26 protein-coding genes and 1 riboswitch are annotated in these 25,396 nt (G+C 73.4%); of the genes, 18 read left to right on the forward strand and 8 right to left on the reverse strand.

The window, feature by feature from the left end; all coding sequences use genetic code 11:
• Nucleotides 1-86 precede the first annotated feature (86 nt).
• On the reverse strand, nt 87-1,007 hold the full coding sequence (locus tag ACGFX4_RS14775; RefSeq protein ID WP_393073292.1) for an SIS domain-containing protein: 921 nt from the start codon (nt 1,005-1,007) through the stop codon (nt 87-89).
• A 200-nt stretch (nt 1,008-1,207) separates the two neighbouring features.
• Between ACGFX4_RS14775 and ACGFX4_RS14780 the strand changes: the two genes are divergently transcribed.
• The 4 genes from ACGFX4_RS14780 to otsB all read left to right on the forward strand — a co-directional run bounded on the left by ACGFX4_RS14780 (nt 1,208) and on the right by otsB (nt 4,524).
• Nucleotides 1,208-2,002, forward strand: a complete 795-nt coding sequence (locus ACGFX4_RS14780; RefSeq protein ID WP_393073294.1) for a DeoR/GlpR family DNA-binding transcription regulator — start codon at nt 1,208-1,210, stop codon at nt 2,000-2,002.
• Nucleotides 2,003-2,126: 124 nt separating this feature from the next.
• A complete protein-coding gene (locus ACGFX4_RS14785; RefSeq protein ID WP_393073296.1) occupies nt 2,127-3,389 on the forward strand; it encodes an extracellular solute-binding protein in 1,263 nt (420 codons plus the stop codon).
• Between the two features lie 9 nt (nt 3,390-3,398).
• Nucleotides 3,399-3,626 (forward strand): DUF3263 domain-containing protein, encoded by a 228-nt coding sequence (locus ACGFX4_RS14790; protein WP_393073298.1) that lies wholly within the window; start codon nt 3,399-3,401, stop codon nt 3,624-3,626.
• Between the two features lie 49 nt (nt 3,627-3,675).
• The gene (gene otsB, locus ACGFX4_RS14795; protein ID WP_393073300.1) at nt 3,676-4,524 is read left to right on the forward strand and encodes a trehalose-phosphatase; all 849 of its coding nucleotides are present in this window, start codon (nt 3,676-3,678) and stop codon (nt 4,522-4,524) included.
• A 24-nt stretch (nt 4,525-4,548) separates the two neighbouring features.
• On the opposite strand, the gene ACGFX4_RS14800 is transcribed toward otsB, so the two are convergent.
• The gene (locus ACGFX4_RS14800) at nt 4,549-6,015 is read right to left on the reverse strand and encodes a trehalose-6-phosphate synthase (RefSeq protein WP_393073302.1); all 1,467 of its coding nucleotides are present in this window, start codon (nt 6,013-6,015) and stop codon (nt 4,549-4,551) included.
• 73 nt (nt 6,016-6,088) lie between these two features.
• Entirely contained in the window at nt 6,089-7,099 is a 1,011-nt protein-coding gene (locus ACGFX4_RS14805; protein ID WP_393073304.1) for a glucosyl-3-phosphoglycerate synthase, read from the reverse strand.
• A 139-nt stretch (nt 7,100-7,238) separates the two neighbouring features.
• Nucleotides 7,239-7,371, forward strand: a riboswitch (SAM riboswitch).
• A gap of 17 nt (nt 7,372-7,388) precedes the next feature.
• On the opposite strand from ACGFX4_RS14805, the gene thrC reads away from it, so the two are divergent.
• The 7 genes from thrC to ACGFX4_RS14840 all read left to right on the forward strand — a co-directional run bounded on the left by thrC (nt 7,389) and on the right by ACGFX4_RS14840 (nt 12,988).
• Nucleotides 7,389-8,672, forward strand: coding sequence for a threonine synthase (gene thrC, locus ACGFX4_RS14810; RefSeq protein ID WP_393073306.1), 1,284 nt, complete (start codon nt 7,389-7,391; stop codon nt 8,670-8,672).
• Between the two features lie 43 nt (nt 8,673-8,715).
• Nucleotides 8,716-8,994: a MoaD/ThiS family protein gene (locus ACGFX4_RS14815; RefSeq protein ID WP_345698531.1), complete on the forward strand. Its 279-nt coding sequence runs from the start codon at nt 8,716-8,718 to the stop codon at nt 8,992-8,994.
• Between the two features lie 491 nt (nt 8,995-9,485).
• A complete protein-coding gene (locus ACGFX4_RS14820; protein ID WP_345698532.1) occupies nt 9,486-9,692 on the forward strand; it encodes a cold-shock protein in 207 nt (68 codons plus the stop codon).
• Nucleotides 9,693-9,953: 261 nt separating this feature from the next.
• A complete protein-coding gene (gene groL, locus ACGFX4_RS14825) occupies nt 9,954-11,576 on the forward strand; it encodes a chaperonin GroEL (RefSeq protein WP_393073309.1) in 1,623 nt (540 codons plus the stop codon).
• A gap of 185 nt (nt 11,577-11,761) precedes the next feature.
• The gene (locus ACGFX4_RS14830; protein WP_393073311.1) at nt 11,762-12,343 is read left to right on the forward strand and encodes a Uma2 family endonuclease; all 582 of its coding nucleotides are present in this window, start codon (nt 11,762-11,764) and stop codon (nt 12,341-12,343) included.
• A gap of 19 nt (nt 12,344-12,362) precedes the next feature.
• Nucleotides 12,363-12,722 (forward strand): hypothetical protein, encoded by a 360-nt coding sequence (locus ACGFX4_RS14835; protein ID WP_393073312.1) that lies wholly within the window; start codon nt 12,363-12,365, stop codon nt 12,720-12,722.
• Nucleotides 12,719-12,988 carry a DUF4031 domain-containing protein gene (locus ACGFX4_RS14840; RefSeq protein WP_393073314.1) on the forward strand — a complete coding sequence of 90 codons (270 nt, stop codon included), beginning with the start codon at nt 12,719-12,721 and terminating at the stop codon, nt 12,986-12,988. Before ACGFX4_RS14835 ends, ACGFX4_RS14840 begins: the two co-directional genes overlap by 4 nt.
• Here ACGFX4_RS14840 and ACGFX4_RS14845 read toward each other — a convergent pair.
• Nucleotides 12,969-13,598 (reverse strand): HD domain-containing protein, encoded by a 630-nt coding sequence (locus tag ACGFX4_RS14845; protein WP_393073316.1) that lies wholly within the window; start codon nt 13,596-13,598, stop codon nt 12,969-12,971. The two genes, ACGFX4_RS14840 and ACGFX4_RS14845, sit on opposite strands and share 20 nt — an antisense overlap.
• Nucleotides 13,599-13,658: 60 nt before the next feature.
• On the opposite strand from ACGFX4_RS14845, the gene ACGFX4_RS14850 reads away from it, so the two are divergent.
• The 3 genes from ACGFX4_RS14850 (at nt 13,659) to ACGFX4_RS14860 (ending at nt 15,782) form a co-directional block, all read left to right on the forward strand.
• Nucleotides 13,659-14,015, forward strand: coding sequence for a PadR family transcriptional regulator (locus ACGFX4_RS14850; protein WP_393073318.1), 357 nt, complete (start codon nt 13,659-13,661; stop codon nt 14,013-14,015).
• Nucleotides 14,012-14,983 (forward strand): hypothetical protein, encoded by a 972-nt coding sequence (locus ACGFX4_RS14855; RefSeq protein ID WP_393073320.1) that lies wholly within the window; start codon nt 14,012-14,014, stop codon nt 14,981-14,983. The genes ACGFX4_RS14850 and ACGFX4_RS14855 overlap by 4 nt, the downstream gene beginning before the upstream one ends.
• A gap of 124 nt (nt 14,984-15,107) precedes the next feature.
• Entirely contained in the window at nt 15,108-15,782 is a 675-nt protein-coding gene (locus tag ACGFX4_RS14860; protein WP_393073322.1) for a copper homeostasis protein CutC, read from the forward strand.
• Between the two features lie 22 nt (nt 15,783-15,804).
• Here the strand turns inward: ACGFX4_RS14860 and ACGFX4_RS14865 are convergent, their stop codons facing one another.
• The gene (locus ACGFX4_RS14865) at nt 15,805-16,530 is read right to left on the reverse strand and encodes a Type 1 glutamine amidotransferase-like domain-containing protein (RefSeq protein ID WP_393073324.1); all 726 of its coding nucleotides are present in this window, start codon (nt 16,528-16,530) and stop codon (nt 15,805-15,807) included.
• A 21-nt stretch (nt 16,531-16,551) separates the two neighbouring features.
• On the reverse strand, nt 16,552-18,621 hold the full coding sequence (locus tag ACGFX4_RS14870) for a HelD family protein (RefSeq protein ID WP_393073326.1): 2,070 nt from the start codon (nt 18,619-18,621) through the stop codon (nt 16,552-16,554).
• 280 nt (nt 18,622-18,901) lie between these two features.
• Between ACGFX4_RS14870 and ACGFX4_RS14875 the strand changes: the two genes are divergently transcribed.
• Complete coding sequence (locus ACGFX4_RS14875) at nt 18,902-19,057, forward strand: hypothetical protein (RefSeq protein ID WP_393073328.1); 156 nt, start codon at nt 18,902-18,904, stop codon at nt 19,055-19,057.
• 9 nt (nt 19,058-19,066) lie between these two features.
• Here the strand turns inward: ACGFX4_RS14875 and ACGFX4_RS14880 are convergent, their stop codons facing one another.
• Nucleotides 19,067-20,701 carry a DNA repair helicase XPB gene (locus ACGFX4_RS14880; RefSeq protein WP_393073330.1) on the reverse strand — a complete coding sequence of 545 codons (1,635 nt, stop codon included), beginning with the start codon at nt 20,699-20,701 and terminating at the stop codon, nt 19,067-19,069.
• A gap of 98 nt (nt 20,702-20,799) precedes the next feature.
• On the opposite strand from ACGFX4_RS14880, the gene ACGFX4_RS14885 reads away from it, so the two are divergent.
• Entirely contained in the window at nt 20,800-21,075 is a 276-nt protein-coding gene (locus ACGFX4_RS14885) for a hypothetical protein (protein ID WP_345698545.1), read from the forward strand.
• 2 nt (nt 21,076-21,077) lie between these two features.
• Here ACGFX4_RS14885 and ACGFX4_RS14890 read toward each other — a convergent pair whose 3' ends face one another.
• A complete protein-coding gene (locus ACGFX4_RS14890) occupies nt 21,078-23,615 on the reverse strand; it encodes a helicase-associated domain-containing protein (protein WP_393073332.1) in 2,538 nt (845 codons plus the stop codon).
• A 188-nt stretch (nt 23,616-23,803) separates the two neighbouring features.
• Here ACGFX4_RS14890 and ACGFX4_RS14895 point away from each other — a divergent pair, with 188 nt between their 5' ends.
• Together ACGFX4_RS14895 and ACGFX4_RS14900 are read left to right on the forward strand one after the other, a co-directional pair.
• Complete coding sequence (locus tag ACGFX4_RS14895; RefSeq protein WP_393073334.1) at nt 23,804-24,547, forward strand: hypothetical protein; 744 nt, start codon at nt 23,804-23,806, stop codon at nt 24,545-24,547.
• A gap of 182 nt (nt 24,548-24,729) precedes the next feature.
• Nucleotides 24,730-25,395, forward strand: coding sequence for a DUF4097 family beta strand repeat-containing protein (locus ACGFX4_RS14900; RefSeq protein ID WP_393073336.1), 666 nt, complete (start codon nt 24,730-24,732; stop codon nt 25,393-25,395).
• The last annotated feature ends 1 nt before the right edge of the window (nt 25,396 follow it).

Here is a 25,396-nt window from a genome sequence, read left to right on the forward strand (position 1 = left end):
TTCCAGGGAGGTGATTTTCGTCCTGTTGTGGTAGCTCCTGGTCGGTTTGCGGATCCTTGGACAACAATCCTTACCGATCGGGTGGATCAGCCGAGGATGATCGAGCGGGTCAGGTTGCGCGGCTGGTCCGGGTTGATCCCCCGGCTCTCGGCCAGCGCGACGGCCAGCTTCTGGATCCGGACCAGGTCGGCCAGCGGGTCCAGGCCGCCGGTGCCCGAACCGGCCACCAGCAGGCCGCCGGCCGCGGCGATGTCGTCCGCCAGGCCCTGCGGCGGCTCGCCCAGCGACCAGACCGCGCGGCCCGGGGCGGTGATCGAGATCGGACCGTGCCGGTACTCCATCGCCGGGTACGCCTCGGTCCAGGCCAGCGCGGCCTCGCGCATCTTCAGCCCGGCCTCCTGGGCCAGGCCGTTGGTCCAGCCGGCGCCGAGGAAGGTGAACTGCTCGCAGGCCAGCAGCTCGGCCGGCACCTGCCAGGCCACCGCCTGCTCGGCGTCCAGCGCCGCCCGGGCCGCGCTGCCCACCCCGGCGGGCAGCGCGCCCTCCAGCTCCAGGTGGGCCCGCAGCAGGGCGAGCACGGTGGTGGCGAAGCGGGTCTGCACGACCGAGCGCTCGTCGGCGAAGCCCAGGTCGACCAGGCGGTCGGCGACCGCGGCGACCGGCTGGTCGACGCACGCGGTGATCGCGGTGCTCGGCGCCTTCACCTCGGAGAGCAGTCGCAGCACCTCGGTGGTGGTGCCGGAGCGGGTGATCGCCAGCACGCGGTCGTAGGCGCGGCCGGCCGGGAACTCGGAGGCGGCGAAGGCGTCGGTCTCGCCGTGGCCGCCGGTCTCGCGCAGCACGGCGTACGCCTGCGCCATGAACCACGAGGTGCCGCAGCCGACCACGGCCACGCGCTCGCCGCGCTGTGGCAGGTCGGCGGCCGAGGCGACGGCCTGGGCGGCCGCGGTGCGCCAGTCGGCGGGCTGGGTGGCGATCTCCTCGCCGGTCAGAGAGGGGTGCGGCATGGGTGCGGGCTCCTTCGCGGTTCCCTCGGGTGAGATCCAAAGCTGCGTAAAGCTGATTGATTTATAGCTGTTTCGAGCACGATTGCGCAATGGGTGGGGGATGTGGCGCTCGGAACCGGGGCGGACGCGGGGTCGCATGTGCAAAGCTGTGCGTGTTTCGCGCGGTCCCGCGCGGTGAGTGCGCAGGAGGGGCGACGCCCGTGTCCAGGTATGAGCGGTGGAACGCACTGCTGGAACTGCTGACCGAGCACGGCAAGTTGGAGGTCGAGGAGGCCGCCGAGGCGCTGAGCGTCTCCGCCGCGACCATCCGTCGCGACCTCGACCAGCTGGCCCGCCAGCAGATGGTCACCCGCACCCGCGGCGGCGCGGTCGCCCACAACGTCTCCTACGACCTGCCGCTGCGCTACAAGACCGCGCGCAACGCGGACGCCAAGCAGCGGATCGGCGCCGCCGTCGCCGGCCTGATCTCGCCCGGCGAGGTGGTCGGGCTCAACGGCGGCACCACCACCACCGAGGTGGCCCGGGCGCTCGCGGTGCGCCCCGAACTCACCGAGCGGCCCGAGGGCGGCCCCGGCCAGAGCCTGACGGTGGTCACCAACGCGCTCAACATCGCCAACGAGCTGACCGTCCGCCCGCAGGTGAAGATCGTGGTCACCGGCGGCGTCGCCCGGCCGCAGTCGTACGAGCTGATCGGGCCGCTGGCCGGTCTGGTGCTCGGCGAACTCGCCCTGGACATCACGGTGCTGGGCGTCGACGCGCTGGACGTCGAGCACGGCGCGACCGCCCACCACGAGGGCGAGGCCAGCGTGAACCGGCTGCTGGCCGAGCGTGCCCGGCGGGTGGTGGTCGCGGCGGACTCCTCCAAGCTCGGCCACCGCGCCTTCGCCCGGATCTGCGGGGTCGAGCAGGTGAACGCCCTGGTCACCGACGAGGGCGTGGACGAGGAGCTCGCCGACGCCTTCACCGAGGCCGGCGTCGAGGTGATCATCGCGTGACCGGTGCGTTGCATCTGATGCAACGTCGACTGACACTTCGATAACTTCCCGCATTACAGGTCTGGACCACTAGGAGCCCGGCTGGGAGGGTGGCCGCCGCTACCTTTCCCGTGAGGCGGTTCTTTTGAACAGATCTGTGCTGCTCCCGTGCGTCCTCGCCGGCTCGCTGCTGCTCGCCGGATGCGGCACGCTCACCGGCGACGGCGGTGACGTCACCCTGCGGATGGTGGCCGCCGACTACGGCGACAACGAGGCCAACAGCACCAGCCACTACTGGGACGACGTGGTCCAGCGCTTCCAGGCGGCCACCCCGGGCATCAAGGTCAAGATCGAGACGGTCAGCTGGACCGACATCGACAAGCGGGTCGGCGAACTGATCGCCGCCGGCAAGACGCCCGACATCGTGCAGACCGGCGGCTACGCCGACCAGGTCGCCGCCGAGCGCCTCTACCCGGCCGGCGACGTGCTGTCGATCGACACCCAGGTCAACATGCTGGACGCCTTCTCCAAGGCCGGCCAGGTCTTCGGCAGCCAGTACGGCATCCCGTTCGTCGCCTCCACCCGGGTGTTCGTCTACAACAAGGCGATCTTCCAGAAGGCCGGCATCACCGCACCGCCGACCACCTGGGACGAGCTGCGCAAGGACGCCGAGCTGATCAAGGCGAAGGTGCCCGGGGTCACCCCGTACGCGCTGCCGCTCGGGCCCGAGGAGGCCCAGGGCGAGTCGATGATCTGGACCATGAGCGGCGGCGGCTCGCTCGCCGACAACGCCGGCAACTACACCATCGACTCGCCGCAGAACCGGGCCACCTTCGGCTGGCTGCGGACCAACCTGGTGGACAAGAAGCTCACCTACGCCGACCCCGGGACGGTCGACCGCAAGACCGCGTTCGCCGACTTCGCCGCCGGCAAGGTCGGCATGCTCAACGGGCACCCCGGACTGGTCCGCAAGGCGATCGACTCGAAGATCGACTACGGCACGGCCGCCATCCCGCGCCGGGACGCGGCGGCCAAGCCCAGCACCCTCGGCGTCGCCGACTGGATCATGGCCTTCAAGGCCAACGGCCACAAGGCGCAGATCAAGAAGTTCCTCAACTTCGTCTACCAGAAGGAGAACACGCTCAAGTTCGACGAGCAGTACAACCTGCTGCCCGTCACCCAGGACACCCGCGCCGAGATGACCGGCAGCGGCAACCACCAGGACCTGAGCGAGTTCCTGAACGCCCTGCCGAACGCCAACTTCTACCCGCTCGGCGACCCCTCGTGGGACAAGGTCAGCGTGCTGGTCAAGCAGAAGATCGGTGCCGCCGTCCGGCCCGACGGCGACAAGGCGCTGGCCGACCTGCAGGGAGTGGCGGCCGCCGAGGCGGGCAAGGTCCGGCGATAGGCTCGGCCCATGGCTGGGCTGAGTGAGCGGGACCTCGCCGTGCTCGCGCTGGAGGCGCGGCAGTGGCGGACGACGGGCGCCAAGGAGCGGGCGGTCCGGGAGGAGCTGGGAATCTCGGCCACCCGGTACTACCAGCTGCTCGGCGCCCTGCTCGACCGCGAGGAGGCGCTCGCCCACGACCCCGTCCTGGTCAACCGCCTACGGCGGGTCAGAGAGGCCAAGCGCCGGAGCCGGTAGGCCCCGACCGCGGCCCGGAGGACAGCCCTCCGGGCTTAGTGTCGGGTGCATGGGTATTCCTGAGGGCATGACGGCTGCCGGGCGGGACGGGGTGGCCGGAGTGGTGGCGCAGCCGTCGCGGACGGTGGTGGCACTGGACTTCGACGGGACGCTGGCGCCGATCGTGGCCGACCCGGCATCGGCGCGGGCGCACCCGGGCGTCGCGGCCGCCCTGGCCGCGCTCGCCTCGCTGGTCGACTCGGTGGTCGTGGTGACCGGCCGGCCGGCGGCGGTGGCGGTGGAGTACGGGGGGCTGGCGGACGTCCCCGGGCTGGAGCGCCTCACCGTGCTCGGCCAGTACGGCGCCGAGCGCTGGGAGGCCGCCACCGGCGAGGTGGTGGCGCCGGAGGTGCACCCGGGGGTGGCCGGGGCGCGGGCGGAACTGCCCGCCGTGCTGGCGCGGGCGGGCGCGCCCGAGGGCACCTGGGTGGAGGACAAGGGCCGCGCCCTGGGCGTGCACACCCGCCGCACCGCCGACCCGGACGCGGCACTGGACCTGCTGCGCGCCCCGCTGGCGGAGCTCGCCGAGCGGCACGCGCTGATCGTGGAGCCCGGCCGGATGGTGCTGGAGCTGCGCCCGCCGGGCGTGGACAAGGGCGCCGCGCTCACCGGCTACCTGGCCGAGCGCGGACCGGGCCCGGTGGTCTACGCCGGGGACGACCTCGGCGACCTGCCCGCGTACGCGGCGGTCGAGCGGCGGCGGGCCGAGGGCCTGCCGGCGCTGCTGGTGTGCAGCGGGCCGGTCACCGGCGAGCCGCCGGTGCGCGAACTCGCCGACCGGGCGGACGTCGTGGTGCCCGGCCCGGCCGGCGTGGTGGAGCTGCTGAGCGGTCTGGCGGAGCTGATCCGGGCGCGTTGAGGCAGGTCGGGGCGGGTCGGCCGGTCAGAGCGCGGCGAGCTGGTCCAGGAACCACTGCTGCGGCGGCAGCGCGGTCGCCGCGGCGGCCAGCCGCTTGGTCCGGTCGGCCCGCTCCGCCGCGGGCATGGTGAGCGCGGCGTGCAGCGCGTCCGCGGTGGCGATCACGTCGTACGGGTTGACGGTGATCGCGTCCTCGGCCAGCTCGGCGAAGGCGCCGGCCTCCCGGGACAGCACCAGCGCGCAGCCGCCGTCGGAGACCACCGGGATCTCCTTGGCGACCAGGTTCATGCCGTCCCGGATCGGGTTGACCAGCGCCACGTCGGCCAGCCGGTAGGCGGCCAGCGAGCGCGGGAAGTCGTCGTTGACGTGCAGGATCAGCGGCTGCCAGGTCGCCGTGCCGAACTCGTCGTTGATCTCGTGGGCGATCCGCTGCACCGCGGCGGTGTACTCGCGGTACTCCGGCAGGTCGTGCCGGGAGGGGTAGGCGAAGGCGATGTGCACCACCCGGTCCTGCCACTCGGGCCGGGTGCGCAGCAGGTGCCGGTAGGCGAGCAGGCCGCGGACGATGTTCTTGCTCAGCTCGGTGCGGTCGACCCGGACGACGGTGCTGCGCTCGCCGACCGCCTCGCGCAGGGCGGCGAGCCGGGCGTCCACGTCGGCGCGGTGGGCGCGCTCGCGCAGGAAGTCGGCGTCCGCGCCGAGGGCGTGCACGCCGAGCGCGGTGGTGCGGCCGTCGTGGGTGACGGTGAGTGCCTCGCGGTCGACCTCGGCGCCGAGCACGCTCTCGCAGCAGTCGGCGAAGGCCAGCGCCCAGCGCCTGGTCAGGAAGCCGGCCCGGTCGGCGCCGAGGATGCCGGTGAGCACGGCGGCGGCGACGTCGTCGGGCAGCAGCCGGTAGTACTCCGGCGGGGCCCACGGGGTGTGCGAGAAGTGGCCGATCCGCAGGTCCGGTCGGAGCGCGCGGAGCAGGGCCGGGGCGAGCGACAGGTGGTAGTCCTGGACCAGGACGGCGGCGCCGGGGGCCGCCTCGGCGGCCAGCGCCTCGGCGAAGGCGGCGTTGTAGGCGGTGTACGACTCCCATTCCCGGCGGAAGCGGTCGTCGAAGTTCGGCGTGGTCGGGGTGTCGTACAGCAGGTGGTGGACGAACCACAGGGTGGAGTTGGCGACGCCGTTGTAGGCGCGGGCGAAGGTGCCCGGGTCGATGTCCAGCATCCGGACGGCCTGCCCGCCGACGTCGTGGCCGGCCAGGTCGAGCCGCCCGTCGGGTGCCTGCCGGGCGGCCTGCCGGTCGGCCTCGGAGAGCGCGGCGCACACCCAGACCGCGGACGGGTCGTCGATCGCGGACAGCCCGGAGACCAGGCCGCCGCCGCCTCTGCGCAGGGTCAGCGTGCCGTCGTCCTCGCTGATGAAGGACACCGGCCCGCGGTTGGAGGCCACCAGGATCGGGGCTGAGCCGGACTGGTTCGAACGTTCGGACGCGAGATCGGCCATACAGCCAACCTTGCCGGGCACCGGCCGGTACAAACCACTCGACGCGGCGGGCACCCGGCGACCGATCACGGGTTCAGCCCGCTCGGCGGTTGCGGCGGTACTCGGGGAGGGTGGTGATCGGGGGGCGTTCGGTGGCGCCGACCGGGTGGGTGTGCGGGGCGAAGCCGGCCGGGGTGCGGGTGAACTGGGTGAGCTGCGGGCGGACCAGGTCGGTGGAGGCCTTGAGGCGGTGGGTGCGGTCGAGCCGTTCCAGCGCGGTGCGGTAGATGGTGGCGGCCATCCGGCCGAGCGCCTGGCCGTCCTGGTGGCGGTGGTGCCGGACGCCCACGTCGACCTGGGCGAGGGCGTCCAGGCCGACCTCGTCGAGGGCGTCGACCAGCAGGCCGAGCTCGACGCCGTAGCCGGTGGGGAAGGGCAGCCGCTCCAGCAGCGAGCGGCGCGCCGCGTACTCGCCGCCGAGCGGCTGGACGAAGCCGGCCAGCTGCGGCCAGTGCAGGTTGAGCAGCGGCCGGGCGACCAGCTCGGTGACCCGTCCGCCGCCCGCCGGGACGACCGCGCCGTCCGTCTCCAGCGGCCGGTCGTACATGGCCTTGACCAGCTGGATCGCCGGATCGGTGAGCAGCGGCCCGACGATCCCGGGGACCAGGGCGGGGTCGAACTCGCGCAGGTCGGCGTCGACGAAACAGACGATCTCGCCGGAGGTGACCAGCAGGGAGCGCCAGAGCACCTCGCCCTTGCCGGTCTCGGCGGGGATCCGGGGGAGTATCGCGTCCCGGTGGACGACGCGGGCGCCGGCCGCGGCGGCGGTCTCGGCGGTGCGGTCCACCGAACCGGAGTCGACCACCACCAGTTCGTCCACCAGCGGCGCCTTCTCCATCAGCTCGGTGCGGATCGCGGAGACGATCTCGCCGACCGTGGGCTCCTCGTCGAGGGCGGGCAGCACCACGCTGACGGTGCCGGCCGCCCCGGCGGCGCGCTTGGCGGCGAGCAGCTGCTCCAGCGGCCGGTCGGCGGCCGTCCAGGAGCGGCGGCGCAGCCAGTCGGCCACCTCCGGGAGGACCCCCAGGTCATGCTCGGCGGGCAAGATCTCACTCCCTCGTCGGGTCTGTCTCGGGTGTCGGACGGTATGCGGTCGCCGTCCGGGCCTTCGGATACAGTCTTCGTACTGCGATCAGACCTTCGCACGCCGGGGTCGCCCGCAGCGCATGACCACAACTTCACAGAGCTCATCCAGAGGGACTGAGGGAACGGCCCGTTGAAGTCCCGGCAACCCTCCCGCGCGGCTTTCGCAGGCCCCCGCGGGACCAGGTGCCAATTCCGTCCTGTGGCGCGCCCGCGCCATGGGGAAGATGAGGAGAGAGGCCTCCGCCATCATGGCTACCGCTACCCCTGCACCCTCGACGTCCGTCGACCTCGGCCCCGCCGCCGCGCTGTCCTGTCGCGAGTGCGGCACCCGCTTCCCGCTCGGCCCGAGCTTCGCGTGCCTGGAGTGTTTCGGCCCGCTGGAGATCGCCTACGACTACGGCTCGTACGAGGCCGAGGAGCTCCGCAAGCGGATCGAGGCCGGTCCGACCAGCATCTGGCGGTACGCGCCGCTGCTGCCCGTCCCGGCCGACGTCGCCGAGAAGCCGAACCTGAACCCGGGCTGGACCCCGCTGGTCAAGGCCGACAACCTGGGCCGCGAGCTGGGCTTCACCGCGCAGCTGCACATCAAGGACGACTCGGGCAACCCGACCCACTCCTTCAAGGACCGGGTGGTCGCCTGCGCGATCGAGGCCGCCCGCGCCTTCGACTTCACCACCCTCTCCTGCTCCTCGACCGGCAACCTGGCCGGCGCGGTGGGCGCGGCCGCCGCCCGGGCCGGCTTCAAGTCCTGCCTGTTCATCCCGCACGACCTGGAGCAGGGCAAGGTCGTGATGGCCGGTGTCTACGGCGGCGAGCTGGTCGGCATCGACGGCAACTACGACGACGTGAACCGCTTCTGCTCCGAGCTGATCGGCGACCCGGCCGGCGAGGGCTGGGGCTTCGTCAACGTCAACCTCCGCCCGTACTACGGCGAGGGCTCCAAGACCCTGGCGTTCGAGATCTGCGAGCAGCTCGGCTGGCGGCTGCCGGAGCAGATCGTCATCCCGATCGCCTCGGGCTCCCAGCTCACCAAGATCGACAAGGGCCTGCAGGAGCTGATCAAGCTCGGCCTGGTCGAGGACCGGCCGTACAAGATCTTCGGCGCCCAGGCCGAGGGCTGCTCCCCGGTCTCCGCCGCGTACAAGGCCGGCCACGACGTGATCCGCCCGGTCAAGCCGAACACCATCGCCAAGTCGCTGGCGATCGGCAACCCGGCCGACGGCCCGTACGTGCTGGACATCGCCCGCCGCACCGGCGGCGCCGTCGAGGACGTCACCGACGCCCAGGTGGTCGAGGCGATCAAGCTGCTGGCCCGCACCGAGGGCATCTTCGCCGAGACCGCGGGCGGCGTGACCGTCGGCGTGCTCAAGAAGCTGGTCGAGACGGGTCAGCTGGACCCGTCGAAGGAGACCGTCGCGATCAACACCGGCGACGGCCTGAAGACCCTGGACGCCGTCTCCGACGCCGGGATGACCGCCGTCATCAAGCCGTCGCTGGAGTCCTTCCGCGCCGCCGGCCTCGCCACCGCCTGACCTGCCCCCTCGCCGCCCCCCGCTCGACCCAAGGAGTGCCCGCATGAGCGCCACCGTCCGCATCCCGACCATCCTGCGCACCTACACCGGCGGCGCCGCCGAGGTCACCGCCGAGGGCGACACCCTGGCCGCCGTGATCGCGGACCTGGAGGCCAACCACACCGGCATCTCCGCCCGCATCCTGGACGACGCCGGCGCGCTGCGCCGCTTCGTCAACGTCTACGTCAACGACGACGACGTGCGCTTCGCCGAGGGCCTGGCGACCGAGATCAAGGACGGCGCGTCCGTCTCGATCATCCCCGCGGTGGCCGGCGGCTGCTGAGCCACCGTCACTCGCCCATTAGCGCCTGAGAGCCGCCGTCGGGGCCGGAACCTGGATTTCCGGTCCGGACGGCGGCTCTCGGCATTGCCCGCGGGAATTCCCGCACGTCGGGAGGTATAGAGTGCGAACGCCCGCACTCTGCGCGGCCCGTCGCGGGTCGGGTACGCAGGGCCTGTCCGGCCGCTGAGACGGACCTGGGACAGTGCGGCCCCGATCCTGTCAGGTCGTCGTCAGGATTCTCCGAGGGATATGCGGTGATCGGTCCGTTATGTCCCCTGTGAATTGCCGTGGATGCGGCTTTCATCCCGTCATATCCCTTGTCGGGGACGGTGATTTCCCGGAAGTTGACCCTGTTGCAGAGGGCACTTATCCGGATACATTCAGCCGCGACAAGGCTTGCCTCCGGGGGGGTTCCCCAGGCCGGCCTTCAGACCTTGGGCCCGCGGCGTGCGGGTCCGTGAAGGGCCAGCACAGCACTAGGGGAGTTCGGAATGGCTCAGGGCACCGTCAAGTGGTTCAACGCCGAGAAGGGCTACGGCTTCATCGCGGTCGACGGTGGTGCGGACGTGTTCGTCCACTACAGCGCGATCCAGATGGACGGCTACCGCACCCTCGAAGAGGGCCAGCGGGTTGAGTTCGAGATCTCGCAGGGGCAGAAGGGTCCGCAGGCGGACATGGTCCGTTCGCCCGAGGCCTGATCCCCTCAGCACCACGCAGCAGGCCCGCACGGCTCGTCCGTGCGGGCCTGCGGCATGCCCGGGACATCTGCCGAACGGGCTTGCACTCGCCACCCCAGAGTGCTAATCATTGGCGTTAGCACTCACAGTGTGAGAGTGATAAGCGGACCGGGTCGGTGAGGCCTCGGGAGCGGTAGGGGACGAGACCCCCGCTCGCTGGGCCGTCCGTCGCGGGCACCCCTTGGTCCGAGCAGTCGACCGTGTCCCGGAGGACCACTTCTGATGGCCAAGATCATCGCCTTTGACGAGGAAGCCCGCCGCGGCCTTGAGCGTGGCATGAACCAGCTTGCCGACGCAGTGAAGGTCACGCTCGGCCCCAAGGGTCGCAACGTCGTCCTGGAGAAGAAGTGGGGCGCCCCCACGATCACCAACGACGGTGTCTCCATCGCCAAGGAGATCGAGCTCGAGGACCCCTACGAGAAGATCGGCGCGGAGCTCGTCAAGGAGGTCGCCAAGAAGACCGACGACGTCGCGGGTGACGGCACCACCACCGCCACCGTGCTCGCCCAGGCCCTGGTCAAGGAAGGCCTGCGCAACGTCGCCGCCGGCGCCAACCCGATGGCCCTCAAGCGCGGCATCGAGAAGGCCGTCGCCGCCGTCTCCGACCAGCTCCTGGCCCAGGCCAAGGACGTGGAGACCAAGGAGCAGATCGCCTCCACCGCCTCCATCTCCGCCGCCGACACCCAGATCGGCGAGCTCATCGCCGAGGCCATGGACAAGGTCGGCAAGGAAGGCGTCATCACCGTCGAGGAGAGCAACACCTTCGGTCTGGAGCTCGAGCTCACCGAGGGCATGCGCTTCGACAAGGGCTACATCTCCGCGTACTTCGCGACCGACCTGGAGCGCATGGAGTCCTCCTTCGAGGACCCGTACATCCTGATCGCCAACTCCAAGATCTCCTCGGTCAAGGACCTGCTCCCGCTGCTGGAGAAGGTCATGCAGAGCGGCAAGCCGCTCGTCATCATCGCCGAGGACGTCGAGGGCGAGGCCCTGTCGACCCTGGTCGTGAACAAGATCCGCGGCACCTTCAAGTCCGTCGCCGTCAAGGCCCCGGGCTTCGGCGACCGCCGCAAGGCCATGCTCGGCGACATCGCCATCCTCACCGGCGGCACCGTGATCTCCGAGGAGGTCGGCCTCAAGCTCGAGAACGCGGGCCTCGACCTGCTGGGCACCGCCCGCAAGGTGGTCATCACCAAGGACGAGACCACCATCGTCGACGGTGGCGGCGACAGCGAGCAGGTCGCCGGCCGGGTCAACCAGATCCGCGCCGAGATCGAGAACAGCGACTCGGACTACGACCGCGAGAAGCTCCAGGAGCGCCTCGCCAAGCTGGCCGGCGGCGTGGCCGTCATCAAGGCCGGCGCGGCCACCGAGGTGGAGCTCAAGGAGCGCAAGCACCGCATCGAGGACGCCGTCCGCAACGCCAAGGCCGCCGTCGAGGAGGGCATCGTCGCCGGTGGTGGCGTCGCCCTGCTGCAGGCCGGTGTCGCGTTCGACAAGCTGGAGCTGGACGGCGACGAGGCCACCGGTGCCAACATCGTCCGCGTGGCGCTCGAGGCCCCGATCAAGCAGATCGCGACCAACGCCGGTCTCGAGGGCGGCGTCGTGGTGGAGAAGGTGCGCAACCTCCCCGCCGGCCACGGCCTGAACGCCGCGACCAACGAGTACGTCGACCTGATCGCCCAGGGCATCATCGACCCGGCGAAGGTCACCCGCTCCGCGCTGCAGAACGCCGCCTCCATCGCGGCCCTGTTCCTCACCACCGAGGCCGTCATCGCCGACAAGCCGGAGAAGGCCTCCGCGGCCGCCGGCGGCGGCATGCCGGGCGGTGACATGGACTTCTGATCCTCCGGGATCGGCGAGTTCTGATCGTCCACGAGGGCGGTCCCCGTTTCGACGGGGGCCGCCCTCGCGGCGTTCTCGCCCCGCTCACCCGACCGTGGGACGCTGGCCGCATGAGCGGTTTCGGGGCCTCCGGAGGTCCGTACAGTGACGGCCAGGAGCGTCGGGCTGAGGAAGGGAGGCCGCCGGTGACTGCGATGTCGGTCGAGCCGGGGCGTCAGTGGGACTACCTGCTGAACACCTGGCTGGAGCTGGACGTCCCCGAGGGATGGCGCGCGGAGATCGACGAGGGGGAGATCCGCTTGGTGCCGCCGCCCAACGTGGGCCACAACGTGATCGCCGGGAAGGTGCACCGGGCGCTGCTCGAGTGCCTTCCGCCAGAGGTGGGTGTCTACCAGACCCTGGGCACGGAGATCGTCCCGCTGGAGAAGCTGTACGTGCCGGACCTGGTGGTGGTGGACGACGCTCGCCTGGTTGCCCGGGAGGCGTCCATCGACGCGGCCGGGCTGCTGATGGCGGTGGAGATCACCTCGAAGCGCACCGCCCGGCTCGACCGCACCAAGAAGCTCTGGGCGTACGGTCACGCGCCGGTTCCGCTCTTCCTGCTGGTCGACCGTTTCGACGAGGACGGGCCGACCGTGACCGTGTTCTCCGACCCGGACCAGGGCAGGTACCAGCGGGGTGTCCGTACCCCGTTCGGGCAGCCGGTGGAGTTGCCGGAGCCGTTCGGGATCGAGCTGAGCACCGAGGGGTTCCCGGCGGCCAAGTGAGCTGCGCGAGAATGGGGGGATGGCCAGTACCGAGATCGAAACCGCCCTGCACAGCGCCCGGGCGCTGATCCTTGCCGACCTGACCGCCCGGGACGTGGCGGACGCGGCCGTGGTGTCGCTGGTCGAGGACGCCGTGACGCACCGGCGGTGGTGGGTGGAGCAGTGGCCGGAGGGCACCGAGTACGTGCTCGGGCTGGTGGCGCAGGACGTCCAGGACGCGCTGCTGGAGCAGTACGGGCGGTGGCCGCTGTGCGCGGCCTGCGCGGCGGAGGAGGACGACCCGCACGCGCTGAGCGTGGAGCCGGAGCTGGGGCCCGACCCGCACTGGGTGTGCGGCAAGCGCGGCGTGGTGGTGGCGCCGGTCGGGGAGCTGGCGTGATCCTGATCGACCCGCCGAACTGGCCCGGGCACGGCAAGTGGTGGTCGCACCTGGTGAGCGACGTGTCGTACGAGGAGCTGCACGCCTTCGCGGAGCGTCTGGGCGCGCCCGCGAAGGGCTTCGAGCGGGACCACTACGACATCCCGGCGGCGTGGTACGCGAAGGCGGTGGCGCTGGGCGCCGAGCCGGTGGGCAGCAAGGAGCTGGTGGCCCGGCTGACCGCCGCCGGGCTGCGGCGGCGGAAGGCTAGCTCTCCAGGGCGGTGAGTTCGGCGGCCAGGTTGGCCCGGGCGGGGGCGTCGAAGCGGTCCCGGGCGGCGGGGGTGCGGTAGAGCGCGGGCAGGTCGAGGAGCTGGCGCAGGATCGCCGCCCGGCCGGTGCGGAAGGCGTCCTCGGGGACGAACGCGTACTCGGCGCGCACGGCGGCCGCGTACGCCGCGTAGCCCTCCGGCGGGCCGCCGAGGACGGCCAGGTCGGCGTCGCAGAGCACCTCGCCGTTGCGGTCGCCGGGCTCGGGGTGGTGATTGACGGTGAGTCGGACCAGCCGGGCGACCTCCTCGACCAGGGCCTCGGGGAGCCTGGCCTCGCGCAGCGCGCGGACGGCGAGCTGGGCGCTGCGCTCCTCGTTCTCGGAGCGGTCCGGCTTGTAGACGGCGTCGTGGAACCAGGCGGCGAGCCGGACGGCGTCCGGGTCGTCGGCGTGCCCGGCGAGCGCGTCCACATGGTCCAGGACGGCCCGCAGGTGCTCGGTGGTGTGGTAGCGGCGCTGCGGCTCGGACCAGCGTTCCAGCAGGTCACGGGCGTAGGGGGCGGGGTCGACGGTGGCGCCGCAGCGCAGCAGCAGCTCGTTCCAACGGTCCGGCAGCGCAGAAGTCATGTCGAACATTCTGGTGTGCCCCCTGGCGTCATATGTCGGTGGCCGGTATATATAGGCGACATGACTGATCGTTCGATGCAGGAGCCCACGCTGCTGCTGCTGACCGCGCTCGCGGACCGGCCACGACACGGCTACGCGCTGATCCAGGAGGTCGCCGCGATCTCCGGCGGCCGGGTGAAGCTCCGGACCGGCACGCTCTACGGGGCGCTCGACCGGCTGCTGCAGCAGGAGGTGATCGAGGTGGAGAGCGAGGACGTGGTGGACGGGCGGGCCCGGCGCACGTACGCGCTCACCGCCGGCGGCCGCGAGGTGCTGGCGGCCGAGGCCGCCCGGCTGCGCTCGGTCGCGGCGGAGGCGGAACGACGACTCGCGGGCGGCCCGGCCGTCCGCCCGACGGTGCGGGGGGCGTTCGCATGACCGAGAACCGGGGGGTGAGCGCGGTGCTGCGGCTGTACCCGGCCGCGTACCGCGGTGAGCGCGGGGCGGAGCTGGCCGGCGTGCACGAGGAGCTCATGGCCGGCGCCGGCCGGTGGGAGCGGCTGCGGGGCCTCGGCGACCTCGCCGGGTACGGGCTGCGGCTGCGGTTCGGCCTCGGCGCGGCGGGGCTCCTGGCCCGGCTGCTCGCCGTGGCGGCGCCGTTCGCCGCCGGCGCACTGCTCGGGCGGGCGCTGTTCACGGTCGAGGACATCGTCCTCGTCGGCCGGGTGCTCCGGCACTACGCGGTGTTCGGCGACGGCAGCCTGCCGTCGCTGCTCGACCGGGCGGGCACGGCGGTCCTGGCGCTGGCCGCGGTTGCCGCGCTGTTCGGTCGTTGGGCGGCCGCCCGCGCGGCGGCTTGGGTCGGCGTGGTGCTGGCCGTGGTCTCCGGGGCGGGCATGTGCGTCGCGGACGCGCACCTGCGGGGTGGCGCCGAGGCGCTGCTCGGCGCGGTGACGGTCGGCGGACCGCAGCTGCTGTGGGCGCTGATGCTGCTCGCCGCGCCGCGCGACCTGCTGCCGCCGGTGTCCTGGCGGTCGGTGGCCGCGCTGTGCGCGGGCGCGCTGATGGCCGGTCCGATGCTGTACGGCGCCTTCTACGGCCTGCTCGGCTGGGGCACGCTGTTCGCCGCGGACTGGATGCTGCCGCTCGGCCCGGCGCTGGTCGCCGGCGAGCTGGTCCTGCTGGTCGCGGCCGTGCCGGCGCTGCTGCGCGGGCGGCTGCTCCCGGCGGCCTGGCTGGTGGCGACCCTGCCGATGATGCTGCCGGGGGTGGTGCCGTACGCGGTGCGCACCGGGCTCGGCCCCACCGGGGTGCTGGTGCTGCTGTCCGTGGTGGCGGCGGGCGCGGTGCTGCTCGGACGGTACTGGCACCCGGTGGTGCCGCGGCGCGGGGCGCCCCGGGTCTGAGCGGCGGCCCGGCCCCGCCACTGTCGCCGCTGGTGGAGGGGTCGGGAGGGCCGCAGCTTTCGGGGGATCAGGGGGCTCGCCGAGCGGGCTCCTGGTGTGGCAAGGTAGCGATATGTCTAGACCAATGTTCGAAGTCATCGCGCTGACCGTGCAGGACGCCCAGGCCGCCGAGACCGGCGGCGCCGATCGGCTCGAACTGGTCACCGACATGGCCGCCGACGGCCTCACCCCGTCCGTCGCCGACTTCGCCGCGATCCGGGCCGCCGTCACGATCCCGCTGCGGGTCATGCTGCGGATCCGGGACGGCTTCACCCCCGGCGACCTGGACGAGCTGCTGGCCCGGACGGCCGCGCTGCGGGCCGAGGGCGCGGACGAGTTCGTCCTCGGCTTCCTCGACGCGGACGGGGCCGTCGACCTGGCGGCCACCGCCGCCGTCGCCTCGGCGGTCGAGGGCTGCGCGTGGACCTTCCACCGCGCGATCGACCACTCCGCGGACCGCGGCGACGTCCGCGCCGCCGTCGCGGAGCTGCCCGGCCTGGACACCTTCCTCACCTCCGGCGCCGCGGCGGGCGTGGACGCCGGGCAGGAGGTGCTCGCCGGTGAGCTGGCCAAGGCCGGCGACCCCGGCTACCGGCAGCGGATCCTGGTCGGCGGCGGCCTGCGGGCCGAACACGTACCGGGCCTGCGGGCGGCCGGCTTCGACGCCTTCCACATCGGCGGCGCGGTCCGCGACGGCGGCTGGACGGGCGCGGTGTCGCCCGCGAAGGTCGCCGAATGGCGCCGGTTGATCGACGCGTAGGAGGAGTTCCCCGAGCCCCTGATCACAGATGCCGCGGCTCGATGCGCTCCTCGACCGCCCGGTCGCCGTCGCGGGTGACGATGTACGCGGCCTTGCCGCGGCGTTCGGTGAGGGCCTCGACCAGGGTGGTGCCCTTGTAGTGGAGGCCCACCCCGTCGTCGGTGCAGTGGGTGGTGGGCAGCGTCCCGTCGGCGACCAGGCGGTGGATCAGCGGGCGGCGGCCCGGGTCGACGTCGTAGTGCACGCCGTTCCCGTACGGGAGCAGCCCGAGCGCGTCGGTGACCGGTCGCAGCTCGCGGCCGAACGAGTCGGTCGTCCCGCCGCGGAACCAGCAGATGGACCCGGCGCTGACCCCGCTGAGCACCACGCCCGCCTCCCAGGCCCGCCGCATCACCGCGTCCACCCCGTGGACCCGCCACACCGCCAGCAGGTTGGCCACCGAGCCGCCCATCACCCACACCACGTCCTGCTCCAGCACGGTGCCCTCGATGTCGTCCAGGTTGGGCATCGGGAAGAGCTGCAGCGGCGTCAGGTCGAAGCCGGCGACCCGGGCCGCCTCCGCCATCCGCGCGGTGACGTACTCGGCGTCGCCGATCGCCGTGCCGACGTACATCACCCGGGGCCGGCGCCCGTGGACGCCGGACAGGTCGACGGCGTGGTGGACCAGGGCGTCGAACTCGATCGTCGTCCGGGTGCCGGTGCGGTGGCCGCCCGAGGTGGCGAGGACGGTGGGCTCAGAGGCGGGCATGGTTCGCGATCCTACGGCGTCTCAGCCGAGTTGGGACGGCAGTGGCTCCCGGTGCAGGACGGCGAGTCCGGAGACCGCCCGGGTGAGGGCGACGTACAGGCGGCGCAGGCCGGTGCGCTCGTCGGGTTCGCCGGCGACGACGGCGGCCGGTTCGTCGAGCACCACGTAGTCGTACTCCAGGCCCTTGGCGAGCGAGGCGGGCACCAGGGTCAGCCGGGCGTCCGCCGTGGTCTCGGTGCCGGGGTCGAGGAAGGGCAGCCCGGCGGCGGCCAGGGCCTCGGCGAGCAGCGGGATCCGGGCGTCGGCCGCGATCAGGCCGGTGGAGCCCTCCCGGGCGAGCGCGTGGCGGCAGGCGGCGACCACCTCGTCGACCAGCCCGTCCTCGACCCGGGTGACGGTCAGTGAACCGGGCGCCTCGCGGACCGAGGAGGCCGGTGCCAGGCCGGGGGCGATCGAGGGCAGCAGCCGGGAGGCGTACGCGATGACCTCCTCGGGCACCCGGAAGCCCTGGGTGAGCTCCTCGATGTGCGCGGCCGGCTTGCCGAGGTGGTGCAGGGCCTCGGGCCAACTGGCGGTCGCCCACGGGGTGGTGCCCTGGGCGAGGTCGCCGAGGACGGTCGCCGATCCGGTGGTGCAGCGGCGGCCGACGGCCCGGTACTGCATGGGGGAGAGGTCCTGCGCCTCGTCGACGACCACGTGGCCGAGCGAGGCGGTGCGCTGCACCAGGTCGGTGGCCTCGTCGACCAGGACGGCGTCGGCGGCGGTCCACGGCGCGGTCTTCGGCGAGCGGGCGGCCTTGGTCCAGCGGACGGCGTCCTGCTCCTCGGGGGTGAGGATGCCGTCCGCGGAGGCGGCGAGGAACTCGGCGTCGGTGAGCAGCCGGTGGACCAGCTTCACCGGGTCGACCGGCGGCCAGCAGGCCTTGGCCACGGCCTTGACGGCGGTGTTGCGGGCGACGGCGTCCTGCACCCGGTCGTCGGGGGCCTCGCCGCCCTGCTCCATCTTGACCAGCACGGCGTGCGCGATCCGCTGCGGCAGCGCCTCGGCGGCGGCGCCGTAGCGGATCTCGCGGCCCTTCAACTCCTGGATGATCTCTTCGAGTTCGTACGCCGGCACCCGCCAGCGGCGGGAGCCGCGGACCACCACGCACGGCTCGGTGGGCAGCGCGATGCCGGAGCGGACCGCCCGGCGCAGCACCTCGGCCATCCGGGCGTCGCCCTTGATCCGGGCGGCCTCGGCGGTGTCGGTGCCGCGCACCTCGACGTGGCCGACCAGCTCCTGGACGGTGGCCTGGGCGACGTCCAGCTCGCCGAGGGCGGGCAGCACCTGCTCGATGTAGTGGAGGAAGGAGCGGTTCGGGCCGATCACCAGGGTGCCGGTGCGGGCGAGGCGCTCGCGGTGCGCGTACAGCAGGTAGGCGACGCGGTGCAGGCCGACGGCGGTCTTCCCGGTGCCGGGGGCGCCCTGGACGCAGACGGTGCCGGAGATGTCGGCGCGGACGATCTCGTCCTGCTCGGGCTGGATGGTGGCGACGATGTCGCGCATCGGGCCGACGCGGGGCTTCTCGATCTCCGCGGCGAGCAGCGCGGAGCGGGTGTCGGCCTCCGCCGGGTCGGACAGGTTCTCGTCCTCGTACGCGGTCAACTCGCCGCCGGTGTAGCCGAACCGGCGCCGCTTGCCGACGTCCATCGGCTCCTTGCGGCTGGCCCGGTAGAACGGCTGGGAGACCGGCGCGCGCCAGTCGATCACCATCGGGTCGCCGCCGGCGTCGTGGACGTGCCGGCGGCCGATGTAGAAGCGCTCGCCGCCGCCGCCCTCGGACAGGTCCTCGCTGATCGCGTGCAGGTAGTCCAGGCGGCCGAAGAACAGCGGGGTGTGGGCGAGGTCGGCGAGCGCGGCGATCCGCTGCTCGATCTGCTGGTGCAGCACGGCGGCGGACACCCAGGTGCCGGTGACGTCGCGCAGGTCGAGCGACTCGACGTCCTCGCGCATCGCCCGGAGCGCGGCGCGGGAGTCGGCGAGGTGCGCGCGCTCGCGCTGCAGCGGGTCGGTGGCGGCGTCGGTGGCGGCGTCGGTGGTGGGGGAGTGCACGGCGAACCTTCCCGGCTGCCCGGCATCGGGGGCAGCGGACTCGTCTTAGCTCACGGTGAAGGACACCGGCCGGTTACCGAGCGGCCGGTACCTCCCACGGCTGCCGACGACAGGCACCACGGTTCGGGAGGGGCAGACCGAAGATCCTAGACCCGGAATCTCTCGGGGTGCCAATCGATTGACCCCCAGGGGTGGGTACGCCTCAGGGACGACTTTCGGCCCGCCGATCGCGGACTTTGGGCTGATGCCCCGCTGACGTGCGGATATCTACCGTGGAGGTATGGACACGGAGCGAACCACCACCACCCGGGCCAGGGGCAGCCGCGCTGCCGACGGCCGCCGCCACCCGATGGCCAAGGCCGTCCGCAACGTCGGGATCGTGCTCGACACCGCCGCGCGCGTGGTCTTCCTCGGGCGCGACGGCGTCAAGCTGTAACCGGCAGGATCAGATGTCGTCCGCGTCGACGATCCGGTACGCGTAGCCCTGCTCGGCCAGGAAGCGCTGCCGGTGCGCCGCGAAGTCCTGGTCGACGGTGTCGCGGGCGACCACCGAGTAGAAGTGGGCGGCGTGCCCGTCCGCCTTGGGCCGCAGCACGCGGCCGAGCCGCTGGGCCTCCTCCTGGCGGGAGCCGAAGGTCCCGGAGACCTGGATGGCGACGGTCGCCTCCGGCAGGTCGATCGAGAAGTTGGCCACCTTCGACACCACCAGCACGCCGATCTCCTTCGAGCGGAACGCGTCGAAGAGCTTCTCCCGCTGCGCGTTGCTGGTCTCGCCCTTGATCACCGGGGCGTTCAGCGCCTCGCCCAGCTCGTCCAGCTGGTCGATGTACTGCCCGATGACCAGCGTCTGGTCCCCCTGGTGCTTCTTGACCAGCGCCTCCACCACCCGCCGCTTGGTGGCGGTGGTCGAGCAGAAGCGGTACTTCTCCTCCGGCTCGGCGGTCGCGTACATCAGCCGCTCGCTGTCGCTGAGCGTCACCCGCACCTCGCAGCAGTCGGCCGGCGCGATGTAGCCCTGCGCCTCGATCTCCTTCCACGGCGCGTCGAAGCGCTTGGGGCCGATCAGCGAGAACACGTCGCCCTCGCGGCCGTCCTCGCGGACCAGCGTCGCGGTCAGGCCGAGCCGCCGGCGGGCCTGCAGGTCGGCGGTGAACTTGAACACCGGCGCGGGCAGCAGGTGCACCTCGTCGTAGACCACCAGGCCCCAGTTGCGGGCGTCGAACAGCTCCAGGTGCGGGTAGACGCCCTTCCGCTTGGTGGTCATCACCTGGTACGTGGCGATGGTGACCGGGCGGATCTCCTTGCGGGTGCCGCTGTACTCGCCGATCTCCTCCTCGGTCAGCGTGGTCCGCTTGATCAGCTCGTGCTTCCACTGCCGGGCCGAGACGGTGTTGGTCACCAGGATCAGCGTGGTGGTCTTGGACTCCGCCATCGCCGCCGCGCCGACCAGCGTCTTGCCCGCCCCGCAGGGCAGCACCACGACGCCGGAGCCGCCGTGCCAGAAGCCCTCGACGGCCTGCTTCTGGTACGGGCGCAGCTGCCAGCCGTCCTCCTCCAGGTGGATCGGGTGCGCCTCGCCGTCCACGTACCCCGCGTAGTCCTCGGCGGGCCAGCCGAGCTTCAGCAGCACCTGCTTGATCTGGCCGCGCTCGGACGGGTGCACCACCACGGTGTCCGGGTCGATGCGGGCGCCGACCAGCGGGGCGATCTTCTTGGAGCGCAGCACCTCCTCCAGCACCGGCCGGTCCGTGGTGGACAGCACCAGGCCGTGCACGGGGTGCTTCTGCAGCTGCAGCCGCCCGTAGCGGGCCATCGTGTCGGCCACGTCGACCAGCAGCGCGTGCGGCACCGGGTAGCGCGAGTACTTCACCAGGGCGTCCACCACCTGCTCGGCGTCGTGCCCCGCCGCGCGGGCGTTCCACAGCCCCAGCGGGGTCACCCGGTAGGTGTGGATGTGCTCCGGGGCGCGCTCCAGCTCGGCGAACGGCGCGATGACCCGCCGGCACTCGGCGGCCGTGGGGTGGTCGATCTCCAGGAGCAGCGTCTTGTCGCTCTGGACGATGAGCGGTCCGTCGTTCACGCGGGAAGCCCTCCCTAGGGTGCGGTCGCAGACTTTCCAGTGTCCCGCACTCGGGTGGAAAGGGGTGACCGGTTCGGCGGGGGATCGTTGGGCAGGGCATGAACAAGCGGAACCGCATTCTCGCCGGCCTCGCGCTCTCGGGCGCCGCTCTCGCCACCGCCATGGGCGCCGCGCCCGCCCAGGCCGCGGCCACCCCCGGGCTGGACCAGGTCGCCGACCTCGGGCAGCCGGGCGGGCTGTTCGGCAGCGCCGCCTTCCTGGTCACCGGCACGCTGACCGGCGTCGAGCCGAAGATGCCCGACCCGCAGTCGATCGTCGACGAGGCCAAGAAGCAGAAGGCCGAGCAGGACGCCCAGGCCGCCGCCAAGCACTGAGCTCAGGCGGTCTCGTCGACCTCGGCGACGCCGGTGATCCGGTGCAGGGCGAAGGTCCGCACCTCGTCGGAGAGGTGGTCGAAGGCGGTGACGAAGCCGCCCTCGACCTTCACCGGGTCGACCACCCGTTGCGAGGCCAGGCCCTCGGGGTTGATGTAGCCGATCCACATCCGCTCGCCGAGCAGCACCGCGGTCTGCAGCGCCGCCAGGGTGTCGGCCGCCGCGGTGCGCGGCAACCGCCCGTCGCCGGCCCGGCCGGGCTGCGCGGCCGGCCCGGCCACCGTCTCCTTGCGGACCGCGGTCGCCGCCCGGTCGCCCGCCCGGATCGCCCGGACGGCGGCGCCGAGCAGGGCCGCGTCCGGCCGTGACGGGCCGTCGGGCACCGGCGCGGGCGCCGCGCGGGGCGGGGTGCGGTGGCTGTCCGGACGGGTGATCACCAGATCGCCCTCGGCCGACTCGGCGGCCGGCGCGTACCCCATGGTGCGCAGCACCGACAGCAGCGTGTCGGGCGGGGCCTGCGCCGCCAGCACGGTCGGCGCGAGCATCCGCAGCCGCAGCTCGGCCGCCCGCCGGTCGGCCATGACCTCGTTCAGCAGCGAGGTGTCGTCGCAGCGCAGGTACGAGGAGGCGGCGCCGACCCGCAGCACGCCGTGGCGGCGGGCCACGTCGTCGATCAGGTACTCCAGCGGCTGCGGGACGGGCGTGCGCGAGTGCTTGGCGAGGAAGGCCTTCAGGTCGGCGGCGGTCCGCCCGGCGTCCAGCGCGCGGCGGACCGACTCCGGGGCGAAGCGGTACACGGTGGCGCCGCCCTTGGACTCGACGTCCGCGCACAGGGCCAACGCCTGGGCGAGCGGGGTGAGCAGCGGGCCGGGGGCGATCGCGGTCAGGTCGGGCTGCAGGATCACGTGGTCCAGCGGCTGCGGCAGCAGCGGCTCCAGGGCCGCCACCGGGTCCTCGCCGGCGAGCAGTTCCCGGGCCGGGCCGGCGAGCGCGCCGCGGCCGGTGACGCCGAGCGACTCGGCCTCCCGCAGGGCCCATTCGGCGAGCTGTTCGCGCAGCTCGCGGCCGTCCGGCGCGGTCGGCCCGCCGCGCAGCGGGCGGTGCCAGCGCAGCACCGGCAGCAGCGCGTCGGCGGTCGCGGTGGAGCCCGACGGCAGCTCGGCGAGCAGGTCGAGGACGGCCCGGCGGACCGCCGGGGCGAGGGTGCGGTCCAGTTCGGGGCCGAGTGCGGCGCGCTGCTTGCCCTTGCCGTCCGGGGTGCCGGTCAGTCCGGGCACCCGGGTCGAGGCCAGCCAGCTCTCCGCCAGCACCGCCCATCGCTCGGCGGCGGTCTGCTGCAGCCACAGGTCGTACGCCGGGGTCGGCGCCCAGCGCTCGTCGGCCTCCCCGTCGGGGGCCAGCAGGCCGGAGGCGTACGCGAGTTCCAGCCAGAACGCGGCGACCGGCTCGGGGCACTCCAGGGTGAGCGCGGCCCGCTTGAGGTCGCGGACGCCCAGGCCGCCGGCGCGCAGCACCGAGGGCGGCTGCAGGCCCCAGGAGTCGAGCAGTTCCTCGACGGTGCGCACCGCCGTGTACGCCTGGCCGGCGGCCGCGCTGTCGGCGGTCCGCGGGTCGCGGTGTGCGGCCGGTTCGAGGGCGGGCGGGGCCGGGTCGACCGCGCGGTGGGTGCGGCCGCCGCGCAGGTGCAGGGCGAGCTCGCGGGGCAGCACCACGGAGGTGGGGCTGGAGGGGAGCAGCAGGCCGCGGGCCAGCAGCCACTCGACCGGGCTCTGCGCCTGGTCGGCGGTCACCTGGCGGGCGGCGTCCGGGACGGTGCCGGTGGGCGGGCCCCAGACCAGCTTGTCGAGCAGGGCGAGGGCGGGCGGCGGGGCGTCGGCGAGCAGCGCGGCGCACGCCTTGCGGTCGCCCAGCAGGGCGGTGAGCGCGGTGACGGCGGTGACCGGGTCGGCGGTGGGCGGCAGCCCGGCGCCGGCCAGCAGCTGCTGGAGGCGGGCCGGGGACATCCCGGCGGTGGCCTCGGAGAGGGTCGGCCCGAGGCCGGTGCGGCCGGGGTTGGCGGCGCTCGGGGCGAGGGCCTCGCGGACCGCGATCACCAGCCGCAGGCTGCTGTCCGGCCCCCAGAGCAGGGCCTGTTCGCGCAGCCGCTCGATCGCGGCGGGCAGCGCGGCGGTGACGGCGGCGCGGTCGACCGGCTCGGCGGCCGGGTGGGCCTTGACCCGGGCGGGGCCGGCGAGCAGGTTGCGCAGCGTGCTCTCCGGGACGCCTTCGGCGCTGCCGGTGACGGGGGCGGCGGCGAGGGCCTCGGCGACCTGCAGGGTGAAGCGGTCCAGGCGTTCCAGGGCGCGCAGGGCGGAGGCGCGGCTGGAGAGCCGGGCGGAGAGCTGGGTCAGGTCGGTGGGCACCGGGTTGAGCAGGTCGGGGCGCACCCGGAGCAGCGCGGCCAGCGCCTCGTCGCTGCGGGCGCGAAGCTCCTCGGCCAGCGTGCGGGGGGCGGCGGCAGGGCCCCGGGAGGGGCGCTGGGCGCTCTGCGGTGCGGTCATCCGATCCAGAGTAGTCGCCGGGGCGCGGGGGGCGGCAAGTGCTGTGGCGGGACGGGCTGCCGGGGCTCGCGGGGACGGTGCGGGGCGCGTGGGGGTACGGGGCTCGCGTGGGGCTCCGGTGGTGGGTACCGTCGGGTGCGCGGGCGGGTAGGGCTGGGCGGGGCCGGACGAGGCGGGGTGGCGGGGCGATGGCGGGCACGTGGTGGAGCGACGCGGGCGGCGGGGCCGGGTCGGGCGGCGACGGGGACGGGGTGTACGTGCCTCCGCCTCGGCAGCCGGACGGCGAGCCGCCGGTGGCGCTCGACAAGCCGGTGGCCGGGGCCGACCGACTGCCGTCGGAGGACCTGCGGCGGGCGATCGAGAGCGCCTCGGAGACCGGGCGGCGGATCGACGTGAGCGGGGCGTACCCCGGCTGGGACACCGTGTACTTCGACTTCCGGGCCGAGGAGCGGCCGCCGGCGGTGCCGTTCGACCCGGTGGTGCCGGCGGAAGGGCCCCCGGCGGAGGAGCAGGCCGGGGCGGCCGAGGGCGGTGCCGAGGCGGTGGCGGGCGCGGCCGCCGCCGCGGTCGGGGCGGTCGCGGGGTGGCGGCCGGCGCCGCTGCTGGTGGTGGGCGCGCTGGCCCTGCTGGCCGGCGCGGTGACCGGGTCGATCCTGGCGATGCTGGGCGGCTGGGGTGCGATCTACCTGTCGCGTGGCCTGGGGGACTTCACCAAGAAGGCCGTGGTGCTCGGGGTGCCGCTGGCCTGCATGACCGGCTCGGCGGTCTGGGCGTGGGGCCGCAGCCGGGGGCGTTGGGGCGAGCCGCTGGCGCAGACCGGCGGGGACTTCGGCCAGGCGACCTGGGCATCGGCCCCCGGCGTGCTGCGGGCGGCGGCCGTGGTGTCGGCGGTCGTGGTGGTGCTGCTGACCCTGCGCCGGCGCGCGGCATAGCGTTCACTGCCATCCATTGCAACGAAGGGCATGGTGGACGTTGCAATGGATTCACGTCCATTGCAATGATTTCAAGCCTATGGCCTGCATTTATGTGCTGAATGTGCAACGATCGTGTTGCCGGGCGGCCGGTCGGTGCGTAGCGTTTCCATCGTCAGAAACAACGACCGAGGGAGCTCGCCATGCAGAAGTTCGCCACCTCCGCCCCCGTCTCCGCCGTCATCGAGATCCCCGCCGGGCGGGTCCAGGTGATCGCCGCCGACCGCGCCGACGCCACCGTCGACGTCCGCCCCGCCGACCCCCGCCGGAAGCGCGACGTCCAGGCCGCCGAGCGGACCACCGTCGACTGGGCCGACGGCGTGCTGCGGGTCAAGGCGCCCGAGGCCGGCAACCGGCTCCTCGGCCCGACCGGCTCGCTGGAGGTCACCGTCCAGCTGCCCGCCGGCTCCCGGGTCGAGGGCAGGTCCGCCGCCAGCGAGCTGCGCGGTGTGGGCCGCCTCGGCGAGGTCGTCTTCGACGGCGCGTACCGGCGGATCAAGATCGACGAGGCGGCGGGCGTCCGCCTCGCCGCGGTCGACGGCGACGTCGAGGTCGGCCGGCTGACCGGTCCGGCCGAGATCAGCACCACGCGGGGCGACATCCGGATCGCCTCGGCGGCGCGCGGCGTGGTCGTGCTCAGCACCCAGTCCGGCGACATCACCGTCGCCGCCGCCACCGGGGTCTCCGCCTCGCTGGACGCCGGCACCGGCCTCGGCCGGGTCAGCAACGCGCTGCGCAACGACGGCGCGGCCGACCTGGAGATCCGCGCCACCACCGCGCACGGCGACATCAGCGCCCGCAGCCTCTGAA

Origin of the sequence: Kitasatospora sp. NPDC048365 (assembly GCF_043200835.1) — a bacterium.
Taxonomy (GTDB): domain Bacteria; phylum Actinomycetota; class Actinomycetes; order Streptomycetales; family Streptomycetaceae; genus Kitasatospora; species Kitasatospora terrestris.